Genomic DNA, 16,267 nt, shown 5'->3' with positions numbered 1-16,267 from the left:
CCGAGCGGGTTCGTCGCCCGCGTCTCCGACCGTGCGGCGGTGACGGGCGAAAGGCGTGAGGTCGGGCGGAGATGCCCGGGCTGACGCAACGCCTACATTTCCTGCACGTGGCGCGGCCCACCCGACGGTCCGCCCACACGCACCGATGGACATCGCCTTCTTCGGCTCGAGCCTCGTCAGCGCCTACTGGAACGGCGCCGCCACCTACTATCGGGGGCTCCTGCGCGCGCTCGCCGCGCGCGGCCACCGCGTCACGTTCTACGAGCCCGACGCGTACGACCGACAGTCGCATCGAGACATCGAGGACCCCCCGTGGGCGCGGGTGGTCGTCTGGCCGTCCGATGCCGGATCGCTCGAAGCCTGCCTCGAAGAGGCGGGCCACGCCGATCTGGTGGTGAAGGCGAGCGGCGTAGGAGTCCACGACGCGCTGCTCGAGGCGCGTGTCCTGGAGCTTCGGCGACCGGGAAACCGCGTCGTCTTCTGGGACGTGGACGCGCCCGCCACGCTCGAGCGCGTCGACGCCGACCGGAGCGATCCCTTCCGCGCGCTGGTCCCGCGCTACGATCTCGTCTTCACCTACGGAGGGGGGCCCCCGGTCGTGGCCGCGTACGAGGCGCTGGGCGCGCGGCGCTGCGTGCCGGTCTACAACGCGCTCGACCCCGAGACGCACCACCCGGCCATGCCCGAGGCGCGGCTCGCCTGCGACCTCGCGCTGCTCGCGAACCGGCTGCCGGATCGCGAGGCGCGCGTCCGGGAGTTCTTCCTCGACCCCGCGGCGCGGCTGCCGCAGCGACGCTTCGTGCTCGGCGGGGCGGGGTGGGGAGACCTCCCGCTGCCGCCCAACGTGTCCTGGCTCGGGCACGTCCCCACCGCCGACCACAACGCGCTCAATTCCTCGGCGCTCGCGGTGCTGAACGTGAACCGCGACTCGATGGCCCGCTTCGGCTTCTCGCCGCCCACGCGGGTGTTCGAGGCGGCGGGCGCGGGCGCCTGCATCGTGTGCGACGCGTGGGAGGGGCTCGAGACCTTCCTCGAGCCGGGGCGCGAGGTGATCGTGGCGCGCAGCGGCGACGACGTCGCCGCCGCCGTCGGCGCGCTCTCGCGCGAGCGCGCCCGCGCCGTCGGGGCCGCCGCGAGGCGCCGCGTCCTCGCCGAGCACACCTACTCCCGCCGCGCCCTCGAGGTGGAGGCCGCGCTCGGAGTGGCGCCGGAGCGCCGCGGCGCCGGCGCGGTGCAGGGGGCGCCGTGAGAGCCGCGAGCGCTCCGCAGCCGCTCGACGTCGTGGTGCTGGGGCTCTCCATCACCTCTTCGTGGGGGAACGGCCACGCGGTGACCTACCGCGGCCTCGTGCGCGAGCTGACGGCGCGCGGCCACCGGGTCACCTTCCTCGAGCGCGACCTGCCGTGGTACGCGGACAACCGCGACCTCCCGCGGCCGCCCTGGGGGCGCACCGAGATCTACCGCTCCCTCCCCGAGCTGAAGGATCGCTTCGCCCCGGCGCTCCGCGGGGCCGACGCCGTGATCGTCGGCTCGTACGTCCCCGACGGCATCGAGGCGGCGCGGTGGGTCCTCGCCGAGGCGAAGGGGCGCACCGCCTTCTACGACATCGACACGCCGGTCACGCTCGCCCGGCTCGAGACCGACGCGTGCGAGTACCTGACGCGCGACCTCGTGCCGCGCTTCGACCTGTACCTCTCCTTCACCGGCGGGCCGACGCTGCACCGCATCGAGCGCGAGTTCGGCGCGAAGCGCGCGGTGCCGCTCCACTGCGCGGTGGACGCCGGCCACTACCGCCCCGAGCCGCGCGAGGCGCGCTGGGACCTCGGCTACATCGGGACCTACAGCACCGACCGGCAGCCCGCGCTGGAGCGGCTCCTGCTCGAGCCGGCGCGCCGCTGGGGCGAGGGGCGCTTCGTGGTGGCCGGCCCGCAGTACCCGCGCGACCTCCGCTGGCCGCCCAACGTCGCGCGCATGGAGCACGTCGCGCCGGCGCAGCACGTCTCGTTCTACAACGCCCAGCGGTTCGCGCTGAACGTGACGCGCGCCGACATGGTGCGCGCCGGCTGGTCTCCCTCGGTGCGGCTCTTCGAGTCCGCCGCCTGCGGGACGCCGGTCGTGTCCGACGTATGGGAGGGGATCGACGCGTTCTTCGAGCCCGGCCGGGAGATCCTGCTCGCCGAGAGCACGGAGGAGGCGCTCGAGCTCGTGCGCGGCACGCCGGAGGCGGAGCGGCGCCGCATCGCCGAGGCGGCCCGCGCGCGCGTGCTGCGCGAGCACACGGCGGCGCACCGGGTCCGGGAGCTGGAGGGTTACCTCGCGTGAAGATCTGCGTCATCGGCACGGGGTACGTCGGCCTGGTCGCGGGGGCCTGCCTCGCCGATTCGGGACACCTCGTCACGTGCATCGACACGGACGAGGAGAAGATCGCGCTCCTTCGGCGGGGCCGGAGCCCCATCTACGAGCCCGGGCTGGACGAGCTCGTGGAGCGCAACGTGGCCCAGAGGCGGCTCGCCTTCTCCAGCAACTACGAGGCGGTCGCCGGCGCCGAGGTGGTGTTCCTCGCGGTCGGCACGCCGGCGGGCGAGGACGGCTCGGCGGATCTCTCGTACCTGCTCGCCGCCGCACGGCAGGCGGCCCCCGCGCTCCGGAGCGACGCGGTGGTCGTGGTGAAGAGCACCGCGCCGGTGGGCACCGCCGACGAGGTGGCGGCGCTCGTCAGGCGCGAGGCCGGCACCGCCGTCGAGGTGGTGTCGAACCCCGAGTTCCTCCGCGAGGGCTCGGCCATCGACGACTTCCTGCACCCGGATCGGATCGTGATCGGTACCGGCTCGCCGCGGGCACGGCGGACGATGGGCGAGGTGTACGCGCCCATCGTCTCCGACGAGTCGCCCATCCTGTTCATGGACCACCGCTCCGCGGAGCTCACGAAGCACGCCGCGAACGCGATGCTCGCGACGCGCATCTCGTTCATGAACGACGTCGCGCTCCTCTGCGAGCACGTGGGCGCGGACGTGAACCTCGTGCGCGACGCGGTGGGCGCCGACCGGCGCATCGGGGCGGCGTTTCTCCACGCCGGGGTGGGGTACGGCGGCTCCTGCTTCCCGAAGGACGTCTCCGCCCTCGTCTCCACCGGGCGCGAGCACGGCGTCGACCTGGAGATCCTGAAGGCGGTGGAGCGGATCAACGAGCGGCAGAAGGCGGCGCTCCTGCAGAAGGCGGTGCGCCACTTTCGCTCGCTCGCCGGCCGGTCTTTCGCGGTGTGGGGGCTCTCGTTCAAGCCCGGGACGGACGACATCCGCGAGTCGCCCGCGCTCGCGCTCATCGAGGGGCTCACCGGCAAGGGCGCCAGCGTGCGCTGCCACGATCCCGTCGCGGAGCCGGTCGCCATGCGCCACTTCCGCAAGGCCGGGTCGCAGGTCTCCTACGCCGACGGCCCCTACGACTGCGCGGAGGGGGCGGAGGCGCTCTTCGTCGTGACCGAGTGGAGCCAGTTCCGCCGGCCCGACCTCGGGCGGCTGCGGCGGCTGATGAAGACGCCGGTGATCTTCGACGGGCGGAACCTCTTCGACCCGGCGGAGCTCCGCGACGCAGGGTTCGTCTACTACGGGATCGGCCGCGCGGCGCCCCCTGCGCCCGAGGCGCTCGCAGCGGGGCGGCGTCCCCGTGCTACGGCGCGGCGGGCTCCGGAGCGGGCGGCGGCGCGGACCGCTCCTGCCGCTCTCGAAGCGCCCCGATCGCCTCGTGATAGCCGTGCAGCGTCCCAACGTCGACGTAGCGCTCCCCGGCGGGGACCGCGCGCGCCACGCCGCCGGCCGCGAGCCACGCGTTGACGAGGGTGCCGACGTACTCGTCGCGCCGGTCGCGCGCGCGCCAGAGGTCGTGAAGCTCGGCGAGGATCGCGCCGGTCAGCTTGAACGCCCCCCAGATCCAGTGCGTGGACGCCCCCGGCGACTTCACCTCGATGCGCCGCACCGTGCCGTCGCCCTGCACCGCCACCGCGTCGAAGAGCTCCGGGCGCTGCACCGGGAAGAGCAGGAACTGGAGACCCCCGCCGAGCCGGACGAAGCCGTCGTCCGGCCACCAGACGGTGTCCGGCAGGCCCACCAGCACCTCGTCCCCCGGGGCGACGAGCGGCAGCGCGCGGAAGAGCGCGTCGCACAGCCCGGTCGGGCGCGGCTGCACCACGTAGCAGACGTGCGCGGCGCCGACCTGCCCGCCGAAGTACTCGACGATGTCGCTCTTCCCCGGCGAGATGACGAAGCAGAGGCGGTCCGCGCCGCCGCGCAGCATCCGCTCCACGAGGTACTCGGAGACGGCGCGCGGCCGATCCTGGCCGTCCAGCAGCTGCGTGCCGACCGGCAGGAGCTCCTTCGAGAACGCGAGCGGCTGGATGCGGCTGCCCGCGCCCGCCGCCGGGATGAGGCCCCAGATGCTCACGCGGCCCTCTCTCCCCCGGCCCGCTCGAGCAAGCCGACCAGCTCCCTCGCCCGCGCGTCCGCCGTGTGCGCCGCCAGGCACCGCTCACGCGCGGCCCTGCCGATCCGCGCCAGCTCGTCGTGCGCCCGCTCCACCGCCGCGACCGCCTCCTCGGGGCTCCGCGCGACGAGGATCTCGCGCCCAGGCTCGAAGAAGTCGCCCAGGCCGGGCCACGGGTCCGTGAGGACGGCCACGCCGCACGCGGCCGCCTCGAAGAGGCGCCCCGACGGGCACCAGCCGAGCGCCGCCATCGGCGCGCGCGTGACGTTGAGCGTCAGCGGGGACGATCCATAGAAGGCCGGGTGGTCCTCGGGCGGGAGGTGGTTCAAGTAGAGGACGTTCTCGCGCCAGGGGAAGTCGGCGGGGTACTGCGACCCGGCGATCGCGAAGGTGCGGTGCGGGAGGCGCCGCGCCGGCTCGAGGAGGAGCGCCTCGAGCGCGGCCTGCCGGTTCGAGGCGTACGTGCCGAGGTAGGAGAGATCGGCGCGAAACTCGGGGCGCGGCGCGGTGGGGCAGTGGACCGCAGGGTCGACGCTCCCGTACAGCGGCGCCGCCCGCCGCGCGCCGAGCAGGGTCTCGAGCTGGGTCAGCGCCTCGCCGCCGGTGAAGGAGAGGACGAGGTCGAACCCGCCCAGCCCCTCGGGCGGCAGGTACTCGACCCGCTCGCCGGCCCGCGCGCGCGCGAGCGTCACCGGCGTGTCCATGTCGTAGAACGCGCGGACCGCCGCGCCGGAGGAGAGCATGAGCTCCGACGCGGCGGGGCCGTCCGGGCAGTAGGAGGTGACGAGGACGGCGTCGGCGCGATCGAGCTCCGCACGGGCAGCCGGCAGGACGTCCTCCCAGCGGCCGTACAGGTGGAGCGCGCCGCCGGGCAGCGCGACGAGGTCGCGGCTCCGTGCGTACCACGGCACGTCGCGCTCGAAGAAGGCGAGCCGATGCCCCTGCCGCGCGAGCGCCGCCGCGAGGCCGCGCCACAGCGTGGCGTGGCCGTTCCCCCACGACGAGCTGACCGTCAGGCCGAAGACGACGAGCCGCATGCGCCCTCCGCGCGGCGGCCCCGGCACCCCGCGCCTTCGCAAAGCTGTGGACCGGCCTCACGGCCCGCAGCGGCGCGCGGCGCGCAGGCCGCGGATCGTCCGCACACCGGACGTCGCGCCGATCGGTGATGCCCCCGCCCGCCCGCGCGGGAGGCCCGATCGGCGGGCGGACGCGGAGGTTGGGCCCGCCGGGCCGTTCGCGTCGCGTTCGTCATGTCGGCGACGAAGCGGGACCGAGCGTCCTTCGAGACCACCTTCGCCCCAGGCTTCGTCGTTCGTCGCCATCGCGCCGCTCAGCTCGCCCGCCTGGACTCCCCGGCCATCTCTCGCGCGACGTCGACGAACGCCCGGAGCGCGGGAGAGACCTGCGCGCGGCTCGGGAAGTACAGGAAGAAGCCCGGCACGGCCGCCGCGTACGGCTCGAGGACGAGGCGCAGGCTCCCCCGGCGGAGCTCGTCGGCGAGCTCCGGCTCGAACATGTAGAGGAGGCCCACGCCGGCCACGCCGAGGAGTCGCATCAGCGCGGTGTCGTTCGTCGTCACCGTTCCCTCGACGGGAACGCGCCACGTCTTCCTTCCGCGCTCGAGCTCCCACGCGTAGCGCGCTCCGCGCAAGGACGTGCGGATGCAGATGCAGTCGTGCTGGAGGAGATCCTGCGGCTTCTGCGGCGTCCCCCGTCGCGCGAGGTAGGAGGGGGCCCCGGCCACGACGAAGCGGCCGGGTTCCGTGAGCCGCACCTGGACCATGTCGCGCTCGATGGCCTCGCTGAGGCGGATGCCGGCGTCGAGGCCCTCGGCGATGATGTTCACGAAGCGGTTCTCGACCTGGACCTCGACCTCCACCTTGGGATGGCGCTCGATGAACCGCGGCAGGAGTCGCGCCAGGACGAGCGCACCCGCCGACGCCGGCACGGAGAGCCGGACACGGCCGGTGACCTCGCCCGCCCGGACCGTCACCGTCTTGAGCGACTCCAGCGCCTGGTCGACCGCCCCACCCGCGTTCTCGAGGAGGCGCTGCCCGGCGTCCGTGAGCGCCACCGTCCGCGACGTCCGCGTGAGCAACGTGACCCCGAGGCGCGCCTCCAGCTGCCGGACGGACTGGCTCAGCGCGGAGGTGGAGACCCCGAGGTGCCTCGCGGCGGCGGCGAAGCTGCGATGCCGCGCGACGGCGATGAACGAGTTCAGGGCGTTGAGGGGCGTGAAGGCCATGGTCGAGTCATCGCACGCGATACCGGACCCAGAGCAGGCCGCCGCGGCGACGCTCGACCGATACGAGCTTCAGGCGACGGGCGGGCCCTCGGCGTTCGAGCCCGGCGGCCGCAGCGCGTGGCACGCGCATCCGCTCGGTCAGATCCTGATCGTGACCTCCGGTGTCGGGCGCGTCCAGCGGTGGGGAGGTCCCGTGGAGGAGCACCTGGACGCCGGAGGAGCGCGCCGGATCGGCCGCCTGGAACAGCGGGTCGACCCGGACCGAGCCGGTGAACCACTCGGCCGGTCCGGACGGAGAGGGACACGATGACTGCGAGCACGTCCATGGCGCCGAGCACCACGGACTACTCCGCCTTCAGGGAAGCCATGTCGATCGAGAAGCGGTACTTCACGTCCGACCGCAGCATCCGCTCGTAGGCCTCGTTCACCTTCTGCATCGGGATCACCTTGACGTCGGCGGTGATGCCGTGCTTGCCGCAGAAGTCGAGCATCTCCTGCGTCTCCGGGATGCCGCCGATGGGCGAGCCGGCGATGCTGCGGCGCCCCAAGATCAGCCCGAAGGCGGCGAGGGCGGACGGCTTCTCCGGCGCGCCGACGAGCGTGAGGGTGCCGTCGCGGCGGAGGAGCTGGACGTACGCGCCGAGGTCGTGCTCGGCGGAGACGGTGTCGAGGATGAAGTCGAAGCTGCCGGCGTGCTTCCGCATCTCGTCGGCATGACGGGACACGACGGCCTCGTGCGCGCCGAGGCGGAGCGCGTCCTCCTGCTTGCCGGGCGAGGTCGTGAAGGCGACCACGTGGGCGCCGAGCGCGCGGGCGAACTTCACGCCCATGTGGCCGAGCCCGCCGATGCCCACGACGCCGACCTTCTTCCCCTCCGTGATCTCCCAGTGGCGCAGCGGCGACCAGGTCGTGATGCCGGCGCAGAGCAGCGGCGCGACGCCGGCGAGGTCGAGGTTCGAGGGGACGGACAGGACGAAGCGCTCGTCGACGACGATGCCGTCCGAGTAGCCCCCGTAGGTGACGCCGCCGAGGTGCTTGTCGGGCGCGTTGTAGGTGAGGACCTGCCCGGGGCAGAACTGCTCGAGGCCGGCCTGGCACTCGGGGCAGGTGCGGTCGGAGTCGACGAGGCAGCCGACGGCGGCGAGGTCACCGGGCGCGAACTTCGTCACGGCGGACCCGACCCTCGCCACGCGGCCGACGATCTCGTGGCCGGGAACGCACGGGTACACCGTGGCCATCAGGCTGCTCCATTCGTTCCGGACGGTGTGGAGATCGGAGTGGCAGATCCCGCAGAACAGGATCTCGATCTGGACGTCGTGCGGGGTGGGATCGCGACGGGCGATCCGGGTGGGGGCGAGCGGCGAGGTCGCGCTCGCCGCGGAGTAGGCCTTCGCATGGAACATGGACTGTTTCTCCCTCTGCGTCGTGCTGCGGCCCTGCACGAGCCGGGCGCGGTCAAACCTACGCGCGCGCCGAGCCCGCGCAACGGGCGGTGAGTGGATGGGCCATTCAGGAAAGCTCAACGCCGCAAGCCTGACCCCTGACTTGGGGAGCCCCCGCCCGCTTTCGAACAGGGAACGATCCTGCACCTCGCTCCGTAGCCGCCTGCGAGCGCGGTAACGCCTCGTGCTCCGAACACGACGCCTTCCTCAGGTCCGTGCAGGCCCCCGGGAGACGCCGCCTGGACCGCGAGTCCCGAGGCCGTGCGTGAAGGTCACCCTCGGTCGGCCCGCGTCGTGTCAGGCGCTCGTCACGTCGATGACGAAGCGGTAGCGCGCCGCCTTGTCGACCACCTTCGCCCAGGCGTCGTCGATCCTGGACATGGGGACCTGGGTGATCTCGGGCCTGATGCCGTGAAGCGCGCAGAAGTGGACGAGCTCCTGCGTCTCCCGGATCCCGCCGATCTGCGAGCTCGCGAACGAGGTGCGATCCCTCAGGAGCGAGAACGGGCCGATCTGGTGCGGCTCGGTGGTCTTCCCGACGCCGACCATGCACAGCGTCGAGTCGATCTTCAGCAGCGGGAGGAGGCGCTCGAGGTCGTGCTGGTACGGGACGGTGTCGAGGATGAAGTCCAGCGACCGGCGGTGCTTCGAGAGATCGGCTCCCGGGTCGTTCACGATGACCGTCCTGGCGCCGAACCGCCTCGCATCGTCGACCTTGCTCCTCGACGTCGTGAGCACCGTCACCTCGGCGCCCAGCGCGGTGGCGATCTTCGTCGCCATGTGACCGAGGCCGCCGAGCCCGACCACGCCGACCTTCTTCCCGGGGCCGACGCTCCACCTGCGGAACGGGGAGTAGACGGTGATCCCGGCGCACAGCATCGGTCCCGCGTGCGCGAGATCGATCGCGTCGGGGATCGCGATGACGAAGTCCTCGTCCACGACGTTGAACGTCGAGTAGCCGCCCTGCGTGATCGAGCCGTCGCGGTCCTTCGAGCCGTAGGTGAGGACGTTGCCGTTCTCGCAGTACTGCTCCATGCCGGCCTCGCACGGACCGCAGCGACGGCAGGAGTTCACCATGCAGCCCACGCCCACGCGAGAGCCCACCTCGAGCTTGCTGACGCTCGAGCCGACGGCGACCACCACGCCGGCCAGCTCGTGCCCGGTGACGAGCGGGAACGTCTCCTTCCGCCAGTGCTCGCGCCCATGGTGGATGTCGGAGTGGCAGATGCCGCAGTACTGGAGCTTGATCGCGACGTCCTTCGGCCCGAGCGCGCGCCGCTGGAACTTCAGCCGCTCGTGCGGCCCCTGGGACGAGTGGAGGGCCATCCCTTCGGCAGGGAAGGGGCCATGTCCAAAGGTCGCCTTCTCGACGGCCGGGGTGGCTTCCGCCGTCGAGGGCCTGAAGAGCCCGGCGGCGCCCGCGCCTGCCGCGGCGAGGGCGCTCGTCCACATGAAGCCGCGCCGGCCCAGGTTCGTGTTCTCGGGTGAAGCCGGCTCCCGCTCGTCCGGCAGCCTCGTGATCTGGTTCTTCACGGTGGGACCTCCATTCGATGTGGCACGGCGCAGGTGCTACGGGCGCAGGAGCGTCTCGATCGCGCGATCGCGCGGCAGCCCTTCGCCGCCTGTGGCGCTGCGACGAGAGCGGCTAGAGCCCCGTCCTCTTCTCGAGCTCCTCCGGGTACCGCGCGCCCTCCACGCGGATCTTCGATGCGGCTTCGTCGATGGCGCGGAGGTCGTCCTGCGTGAGCTCGACCTCGGTGGCGCCGAGGTTCTCCTCGAGCCGGTGGAGCTTGGTCGTCCCCGGGATGGGCACGATCCAGGGCTTCTGCGCGAGGAGCCACGCGAGCGCGATCTGCGCGGGGGTCGCCTCCTTGCGCGTCGCAATGCCGCCGAGCAGGTCGACCAGCGCCTGGTTCGCCTTGCGCGCCTCCGGGGAGAAGCGGGGCACGAGGTTGCGGAAGTCGTTCTTCTCGAACGTCGTCTCCGCGTCGATCTTCCCCGTCAGGAATCCCTTGCCGAGCGGGCTGAACGGGACGAAGCCGATGCCGAGCTCCTCGAGCGTCGGGAGCAGCTCCTCCTCGGGCCTCCGCCACCACAGCGAGTACTCGCTCTGGACCGCCGTGACCGGCTGGACGGCGTGCGCGCGGCGGATGGTCTTCACGCCCGCCTCCGACATGCCGAAGTGCTTCACCTTGCCTTCGCGGATCAGCTCCTTCACCGTGCCCGCGACGTCCTCGATGGGAACGTCCGGATCGACCCGGTGCTGGTAGAGGAGATCGATGGTGCCGACCGCGAGCCGCCGTAGCGACGCCTCGGCGACCTCGCGGATGTGCTCGGGCCGGCTGTCCACTCCGATCGTCCCGAGCTTCATCCCGAACTTGGTCGCGATGACGACTCGGTCGCGGACGGGCGCGAGCGCCTCGCCGACCAGCTCCTCGTTCGTGAAAGGCCCGTACGCCTCCGCCGTGTCGAAGAAGGTGACGCCGCGATCGACCGCAGCCCGGAGCAGCGCGATCATCTCCTTCCTGTCCGGCGGGGTCCCGTAGGCGAAGCTCATCCCCATGCAGCCGAGGCCGATGGCCGAGACCTCGAGTTCGCTCCTTCCCAGCTTGCGCTTCAGCATCGCGTCCTCCTTCACGTGCTTCGTTCAGCCCTGGCTCACGCCGATGCTGTGGCGGCTCTCCATCCGCGGCGTGAGCGCCAGCTTCACGATCAGGGCCGAGAGGCCGTTCAGGGACACGTCGTGGCCCAGGAACGGCTGGCCCTTCTGCGTGATCTGGTACGAGACCTCGTCGTCCCGCGTGAACCAGCCCGGGCGCAGGATCGTGTGATCGAGGTCCGAGGCTTCGATGACGCCGGTGGCGCCGAGGATGAGGAGGTTCGTCATCGTCGACGGGAACCTACGTGCGCGGCGGCGATCTCGAAAGGGGTCGATCGTGGATGGCCCGTGCAGGAAACCTTCACGATCCACGGCCGCGAGGTCGCGCGCCTTCGGAGTACGTGGAACGGGCGGGTTCGACTGGGACGTGCCCGATCGACCAGCACCGCTCCATGTTCGCGGCTCCGCCGGTCGCCCATCCCGAAGCTGCTTCCAGAGCCGGTCCGATGAAGGTCAGGACGGGCGACGCGCGGGCGCAGCAGCAGAGACGGACGGCTCCAAGGAAGCAGTCGGCGGTTCGTTTCGACGGAACGAGAGGGACGGAAGATGACGAGGAAGATCTGCGTAGCGTCCATGCTGGGGTTGGCGGCGATGCTCATGCCCGGCCGCGCCCTGGGCTTCACCACGTACTATCAGTGCGCCAACAAGGCGACCGGAGACCTGCGCGCCATCAGCCCCGGTGCAGAGTGCCGGCCCAACGAGGACCCGATCCAGCTGAACGTCCCCGAGGTGATTCACGGCTCCGTGATCGGGAACAACGCCTACACCAACGGGGCGCGCGGCTTCACGTACACGAGCCCCCAGCCCGGGCAGTACGTCATCACGTTCAGCTTGCCCCTGAGCAGCGCTCCCGACTGTGTTGCCGACATCATCAATCCCGCAGTGAATGCCGTGGAGTATTGCGACACGATCAACACGACCCTCAGCGCCGCTGGCGTCGCGATCGCGTGCTGGTCCTACAACCCCACGACGGGAAGCTTCGCCCTCGCCAACCGGGACTTCACGTTCATGTGTGTCCTGTGACGGCCGAGGCCTGAGCTGTCGCCGCCGGGTAACCGCCACGCGGCGTCACCCGGCGGGCGAAGATCCCGAAGGGCGTCGTCGACTCGGCGACGCCCTCGTTCACGCGCGCGAGGTGCAGCCGAGGACGTGCTCAGATGTCCGTGAAGCTCGACGCGGGATCACCGCGGCTTTCGGGCTCCACCTCGATGCCGAACAGGCGCTCGTTGGCGATGCGTAGGCGCCGGCTGAGCTCCCTCGCGAGGTTCATCTGGATGAGCGCGAACTGCTCCAGGTCGGACTGGTACACACGATAGAGGTCCGCGTTCGTCAGGCGGATGGCCGAGCAGTCCTCGAGCGCGATCACCGACGCGCTGCGCGGGGACATGTCGATGAGAGCCATCTCGCCGAAGCAGTCGCCGGCGCTCAGGACGCGGAGGTGGTGGTCGACTCCTCCCCGGCGCTTCACCACCGACACCCGGCCCGACTCCAGGACGAACATCGCGTTGGCCGCCTCGCCTTCGCGGAAGAAGAGGGCACCGCCCGCGACCTCCACGTTCACGGTACCCCGCAGAAGCACCTCCAGCGTCGGTGCCTGGATCGCGCCGAAGATGGGCGTGCGCTGGAGCAGCTCGATGCGGCGATCGTCCATGACCGTCCTCGTCGGCACTGGACTAAGCGCGACGCGCGCAGGGCGAGGTGCTTCGATGGGCTGGCCAGCAGGAGTCGATTCCATCGAACCCCTGTGGAGGGGAGCAGACGATCACGCGGCCCGCCGCTGGCGGGGCTTCGTGGTCCTCGGATCGTTTTCTTGCGTCGTCCCGTGATCATGGTACGGCACGAGAATGACGCTCGAACCGCATAAGCCTTCCTCCTGGACGGTGTTCGCGCTCGCCGTTTCGGTCGCCGCGTGCGGCGGGAGCGATTTTCTGCAGGGGCCGCCGCGGCGGCCGCACGTCGAGCTGCAGGGCGCGCCGGTCGCGATCTTCCAGCCCACGACCGGGAAGACCACCGTCGCGCTCGACTTCCTCGTGCGCGACCCGGGCGGGAAACCCGTCGATCCTGCGACGGCGCAGATTCGGAGGCTCGTCAACGGGCAGGAGGTCGACATCGAGTCGGTCCCCGACTTCCGGGACACGAAGCTGTCGGCGAACCTGCGCGTCGGGATGGTGCTCGACGCCAGCTATTCGATGACGCAGTGGCAGCCCCCGGCGTTCGAGCCGATGAAGCAGGCGGCGCTCGACACGCAGGTGTCCATCCGCAATCAGTTCACGGCCTGGAACACCGGGACGTTCTCTGCGCTGCTCGACTGGTTCCAGGACGAGTACGTCTGCGACGGGTCGCCCGCCCTGCCGGACGCGGCGGTCCTCGACATCCCCACGCCCATTCCGGGGGACGCGACGAAGCTCTTCGCGGCGACGGCGCGGATGGTCGACCGGATGAAGCAGCAGTACGACGCGATCGTGGCGCCGGGTCCGTCCGACCAGTTCGCGATGGTGGTCTTCACCGACGGCTGGGACAATTACAGCTGGTTCGACAACTCCGCCGCGGCGGCGTTCAGCCTTTCCGCGGCGGGCGGCACCTTCTCCTGCGCCGGAACGGCGCCCATGACGCTCGACGGACTGCTCGAGAAGCTCCGCGCGTTTCCCCAGCTCCAGGTCCACGTCATCGGCCTCGGGAACACGATCAAGGCGTCCGAGCTGTCGGCGATCGCCGAGACGGGGCACGGCCGGTTCGTGTCGAACCCCAACAGCGACCAGGTGGCGTACCTGTTCCAGGAGATCGCGCGCGAGTTCACCACCGCCCGCCGGGACGGCGTCACGATGCCGCTGCCGCCCGGCGAGTACCAGTACGAGCACCAGGTCGAGCTGAACGGCGGCGTCGCGCGCGTGAAGTTCCGCTTCCGCGCCGGCGACGCGAACGCCGGGGTCGTGGCCGGGACCGTCGTGACGGAGTGAGGCCTGGCCCGGGGGCCGCGACGCGACCGACGCGTCCGGCCTTCCCGGAGCGCTGAAGTGCGCTGCGCCGCTCGAACGCAGCTCCTCGCCACCACGTCGCGAGGCCATCGCTGCGGCTAAAGCGGAGCCCGCTTGGTCTGAGTCGCGTAGCGAGGCGCACGATGGCGTCGGCGAGCCGGGCACACGAGGGCCGAGCAGCGGAGGCGTGCCTGAAAGGCACGTCGAGCAGCGCAGGGCCGAGTCTGCCCGGCGCAGCCAGCCAGCGCGCGCCGCAGTGGCGAATCAGGCCAAGTGGTCTCCGCCTTAGCGCCCTGGCCGGCGGCGTGGCTTCCGCACGGCGCGGACGCGGCCGCTCCCGCCGCCGCCGGCGTAGAAGAGGTCCCCCTGGTCCGACTCCAGCCCGCTCACCTGCGTGCCCGCTGGCATCGTCAGGCGGGTCAGCACCTCGCCGGTCTCGGGGTCGACCTGGCGGATCTCGGCGTCGTCCCCCTCCCAGGTCCCGTGCCAGAGCTCACCGGCCACCCAGGTGACGCCGGTGACGAAGCGGCTCGACTCGATCGTGCGCAGGACGGCGCCGGTGTCGGGATCGATCTGGTGGATCTTCCGGTCGAGGTATTGCCCGACCCACAGCGTACCCTCGGCCCAGGCCAGCCCCGAGTCGCGCCCACCGCCGGGGGCGGGGATCGTCGACAGGACCTCGCCGGTCGCCGGATCGATCTTCTGGATACGGCCCTCCGCGATCTGGAAGAGGTGCCGGCCGTCGAAGGCCGTCCCGGCATCACAGGCCACGTCCAGGGCGCGCACGCTCTCGCCGCTCGCCGGCTCGAAGGCCTGCAGCTTCTCGCCGCCGGCGACCCAGACCAGGCTGCCGTCGAAGCTGACGCCGTTCACTCGAGGTGCGCCGGGGAAGGGCCCGTACTCGCGCACGATCTCGGCCCGCCGTTCCGTGTCGCTCTCTTTGCCCATCGCCTCGCCCCGCTCTCCTTCCCTAACCGAGTCCGTCGGACGCGGGGAGCAACAAGGTCGTCGCGAATCCGGCCACTGGCGCGGAGAGCCAGCGCTGGGCGCGGCCGCGACCCAGCGCGCGGACCTGACCGGCCTCCACGAGGGCGACCAGGGACCGCTGCGCCGTTCGCTGGCTGGACCCCAGGGCCAGCGCCAGCGCCGAGGTCGACCAGGCCTCGCCGTCGGCCAGCAGCGCCAGCACGGCGGCGTCGGAGCTCTCGATCGGCGGTGCCAGCAGCCGAACCGTGCCCGCCTCGCGTGGCATCAGGGTGAAGCCGCCGCCGGTGGCATGGATCCCGGCGAGCGGACGAAGCTCGCGGCGGAGGCGTCCCATCCCGACCCGCAGACGCGCCCGGTGAGACGGGTTCGTCCGGCGCGCGCCGAACGCGCGCTCGATGAGGGCATCGCGCCTCGCCTCCCCGGGCCACGCCTCCGCGAGCCCCTGGAGCAGCGCGAACAGCGCCGGCCGCCGAGAGAGCCGCACGACCCGGGCTTCCCGGCGTGCCAGCCGCCGGCATCCGTCGACCACCAGGTCCGGTGAGGCGAGCACCGCCTCGACCTCGGCCAGGGTCAGGGACCGCGCCTCGCCCGCGGCGAGGAGGCGCGCAGCGGGCAGCGCGAGGGTGCGTCCCGCCTGCTCGACCTCCGCGCGCAGCGCCCCGATGCCCGACCGCGCCGCGGCGTCCCGGGCGCGGCGGAGGGCCTCGCGCGCCTGCTCGGCTCGCCCGCGGCGCAGCGCGATCTCGAAGCCGACCAGGGCGGCGATGGCCGCGAGCCGCGCGGGTGCGGCGCCGAGGTCGAGCGTCGCGCGCGCGGCGTCCGCCTCGTCCACCCGGCCGAGCAGCAGGAGGCGCCGGATCTGCAGCAGTCTGGCGTGGGCGGCGTTCTCCCGATCCCCGCGGGCGGCGAACGTGCGGAGCGCCTCGGTCAGCGCCCGCGGTGGCCAGGCGAGATCGCGCGACGCCAGCGCCACCTCCGCCTCCGCCGTGAGGCAGCGCGCCCGCGCGAGCGTCTCGTGCCGCCCGAACCTCTGCGCCGCGCGTCTCAGCAGCTCCCGCGCGCGCGGCAGGTCCCCGAGCTGGGCCATCGCGATCCCGCGCAGCGCGAGGGCCGCCGGGTCGTCCCGCAGGGCGACGCGCTTGAGGGCGAGGAGCGGATCTCCGGCGCCCAGCGCGCGCCCGGCGGCGGAGATCGCGCAGTCCATGGTGCCGTCATAACGGCGTCGCCGTTGCTACTCCCGCTCCACTCGTCGGCCCTCACGAGTCCTCCTGCGCAGGGTCGGCCCTGCCGAGGCCGGGGAGGCGCCCCGCCGCGACGAAAGGCGGAACGGGCGGGAAGGGGATGGGCTCTTCAGGATTCCTTCACGATCCCGCCGGCCGAGCACGGGCGGTCGGGCCCGCGGCTCCCGGCCTCGGCCGCCCGATCCTGACGACCGCCCCTCGCGGGCGCGGAGTGCGAATGGCGGCTGCGCCGCGGGGCCGCA

The 16,267-nt window shown here is 72.3% G+C and carries 14 protein-coding genes and 1 pseudogene; 5 read left to right on the top strand and 10 right to left on the bottom strand.

The genetic code is table 11. The features are described from left to right. Nucleotides 1-145 precede the first annotated feature (145 nt). From ANAE109_RS16510 to ANAE109_RS16500, 3 genes and pseudogenes are all read left to right on the top strand, one after another. The gene (locus ANAE109_RS16510) at nt 146-1,249 is read left to right on the top strand and encodes a glycosyltransferase (RefSeq protein WP_012098028.1); all 1,104 of its coding nucleotides are present in this window, start codon (nt 146-148) and stop codon (nt 1,247-1,249) included. Then, complete coding sequence (locus ANAE109_RS16505; protein ID WP_012098027.1) at nt 1,246-2,322, top strand: glycosyltransferase; 1,077 nt, start codon at nt 1,246-1,248, stop codon at nt 2,320-2,322. The genes ANAE109_RS16510 and ANAE109_RS16505 overlap by 4 nt, the downstream gene beginning before the upstream one ends. Next, a pseudogene (locus ANAE109_RS16500) lies at nt 2,319-3,617 on the top strand (UDP-glucose/GDP-mannose dehydrogenase family protein); the annotation flags it as partial. The gene ANAE109_RS16505 and the pseudogene ANAE109_RS16500, both read left to right, overlap by 4 nt. 49 nt (nt 3,618-3,666) lie before the next feature. On the opposite strand, the gene ANAE109_RS25850 reads toward ANAE109_RS16500, so the two are convergent. From ANAE109_RS25850 to ANAE109_RS16465, 7 genes are all read right to left on the bottom strand, one after another. Beyond that, a complete protein-coding gene (locus ANAE109_RS25850; RefSeq protein WP_012098025.1) occupies nt 3,667-4,437 on the bottom strand; it encodes a sugar phosphate nucleotidyltransferase in 771 nt (256 codons plus the stop codon). Then, nucleotides 4,434-5,513, bottom strand: a complete 1,080-nt coding sequence (locus tag ANAE109_RS16490; protein WP_012098024.1) for a glycosyltransferase — start codon at nt 5,511-5,513, stop codon at nt 4,434-4,436. Before ANAE109_RS16490 ends, ANAE109_RS25850 begins: the two co-directional genes overlap by 4 nt. A 293-nt stretch (nt 5,514-5,806) precedes the next feature. Next, the gene (locus ANAE109_RS16485) at nt 5,807-6,721 is read right to left on the bottom strand and encodes a LysR family transcriptional regulator (RefSeq protein WP_012098023.1); all 915 of its coding nucleotides are present in this window, start codon (nt 6,719-6,721) and stop codon (nt 5,807-5,809) included. 344 nt (nt 6,722-7,065) lie between these two features. Beyond that, nucleotides 7,066-8,124: an NAD(P)-dependent alcohol dehydrogenase gene (locus ANAE109_RS16480; protein WP_012098021.1), complete on the bottom strand. Its 1,059-nt coding sequence runs from the start codon at nt 8,122-8,124 to the stop codon at nt 7,066-7,068. Nucleotides 8,125-8,460: 336 nt separating this feature from the next. Continuing rightward, nucleotides 8,461-9,696, bottom strand: a complete 1,236-nt coding sequence (locus ANAE109_RS16475; protein WP_234945162.1) for an NAD(P)-dependent alcohol dehydrogenase — start codon at nt 9,694-9,696, stop codon at nt 8,461-8,463. 112 nt (nt 9,697-9,808) lie between these two features. Then, on the bottom strand, nt 9,809-10,786 hold the full coding sequence (locus tag ANAE109_RS16470; protein ID WP_012098019.1) for an aldo/keto reductase: 978 nt from the start codon (nt 10,784-10,786) through the stop codon (nt 9,809-9,811). Nucleotides 10,787-10,810: 24 nt separating this feature from the next. Beyond that, nucleotides 10,811-11,050: an NAD(P)H-binding protein gene (locus tag ANAE109_RS16465; RefSeq protein WP_083776935.1), complete on the bottom strand. Its 240-nt coding sequence runs from the start codon at nt 11,048-11,050 to the stop codon at nt 10,811-10,813. A gap of 318 nt (nt 11,051-11,368) precedes the next feature. Between ANAE109_RS16465 and ANAE109_RS16460 the strand changes: the two genes are divergently transcribed. Then, a complete protein-coding gene (locus ANAE109_RS16460; protein ID WP_012098018.1) occupies nt 11,369-11,845 on the top strand; it encodes a hypothetical protein in 477 nt (158 codons plus the stop codon). 130 nt (nt 11,846-11,975) lie between these two features. Here ANAE109_RS16460 and ANAE109_RS16455 read toward each other — a convergent pair whose 3' ends face one another. Beyond that, on the bottom strand, nt 11,976-12,473 hold the full coding sequence (locus tag ANAE109_RS16455; RefSeq protein ID WP_012098017.1) for a Crp/Fnr family transcriptional regulator: 498 nt from the start codon (nt 12,471-12,473) through the stop codon (nt 11,976-11,978). Nucleotides 12,474-12,666: 193 nt separating this feature from the next. Between ANAE109_RS16455 and ANAE109_RS16450 the strand changes: the two genes are divergently transcribed. After that, nucleotides 12,667-13,779, top strand: a complete 1,113-nt coding sequence (locus tag ANAE109_RS16450) for a hypothetical protein (RefSeq protein ID WP_012098016.1) — start codon at nt 12,667-12,669, stop codon at nt 13,777-13,779. A 303-nt stretch (nt 13,780-14,082) separates the two neighbouring features. Here ANAE109_RS16450 and ANAE109_RS16445 read toward each other — a convergent pair whose 3' ends face one another. Further along, a complete protein-coding gene (locus tag ANAE109_RS16445; RefSeq protein WP_012098015.1) occupies nt 14,083-14,745 on the bottom strand; it encodes a PQQ-binding-like beta-propeller repeat protein in 663 nt (220 codons plus the stop codon). Nucleotides 14,746-14,767: 22 nt separating this feature from the next. Further along, nucleotides 14,768-15,988 (bottom strand): hypothetical protein, encoded by a 1,221-nt coding sequence (locus ANAE109_RS16440; protein WP_012098014.1) that lies wholly within the window; start codon nt 15,986-15,988, stop codon nt 14,768-14,770. Nucleotides 15,989-16,267 lie beyond the last annotated feature (279 nt).

The sequence above is a fragment of the Anaeromyxobacter sp. Fw109-5 genome (genome assembly GCF_000017505.1).
GTDB lineage: Bacteria > Myxococcota > Myxococcia > Myxococcales > Anaeromyxobacteraceae > Anaeromyxobacter.
The sequence above is the reverse complement of the archived record's forward strand: the minus strand, read 5'-3'. Positions and strand labels throughout refer to the sequence as shown.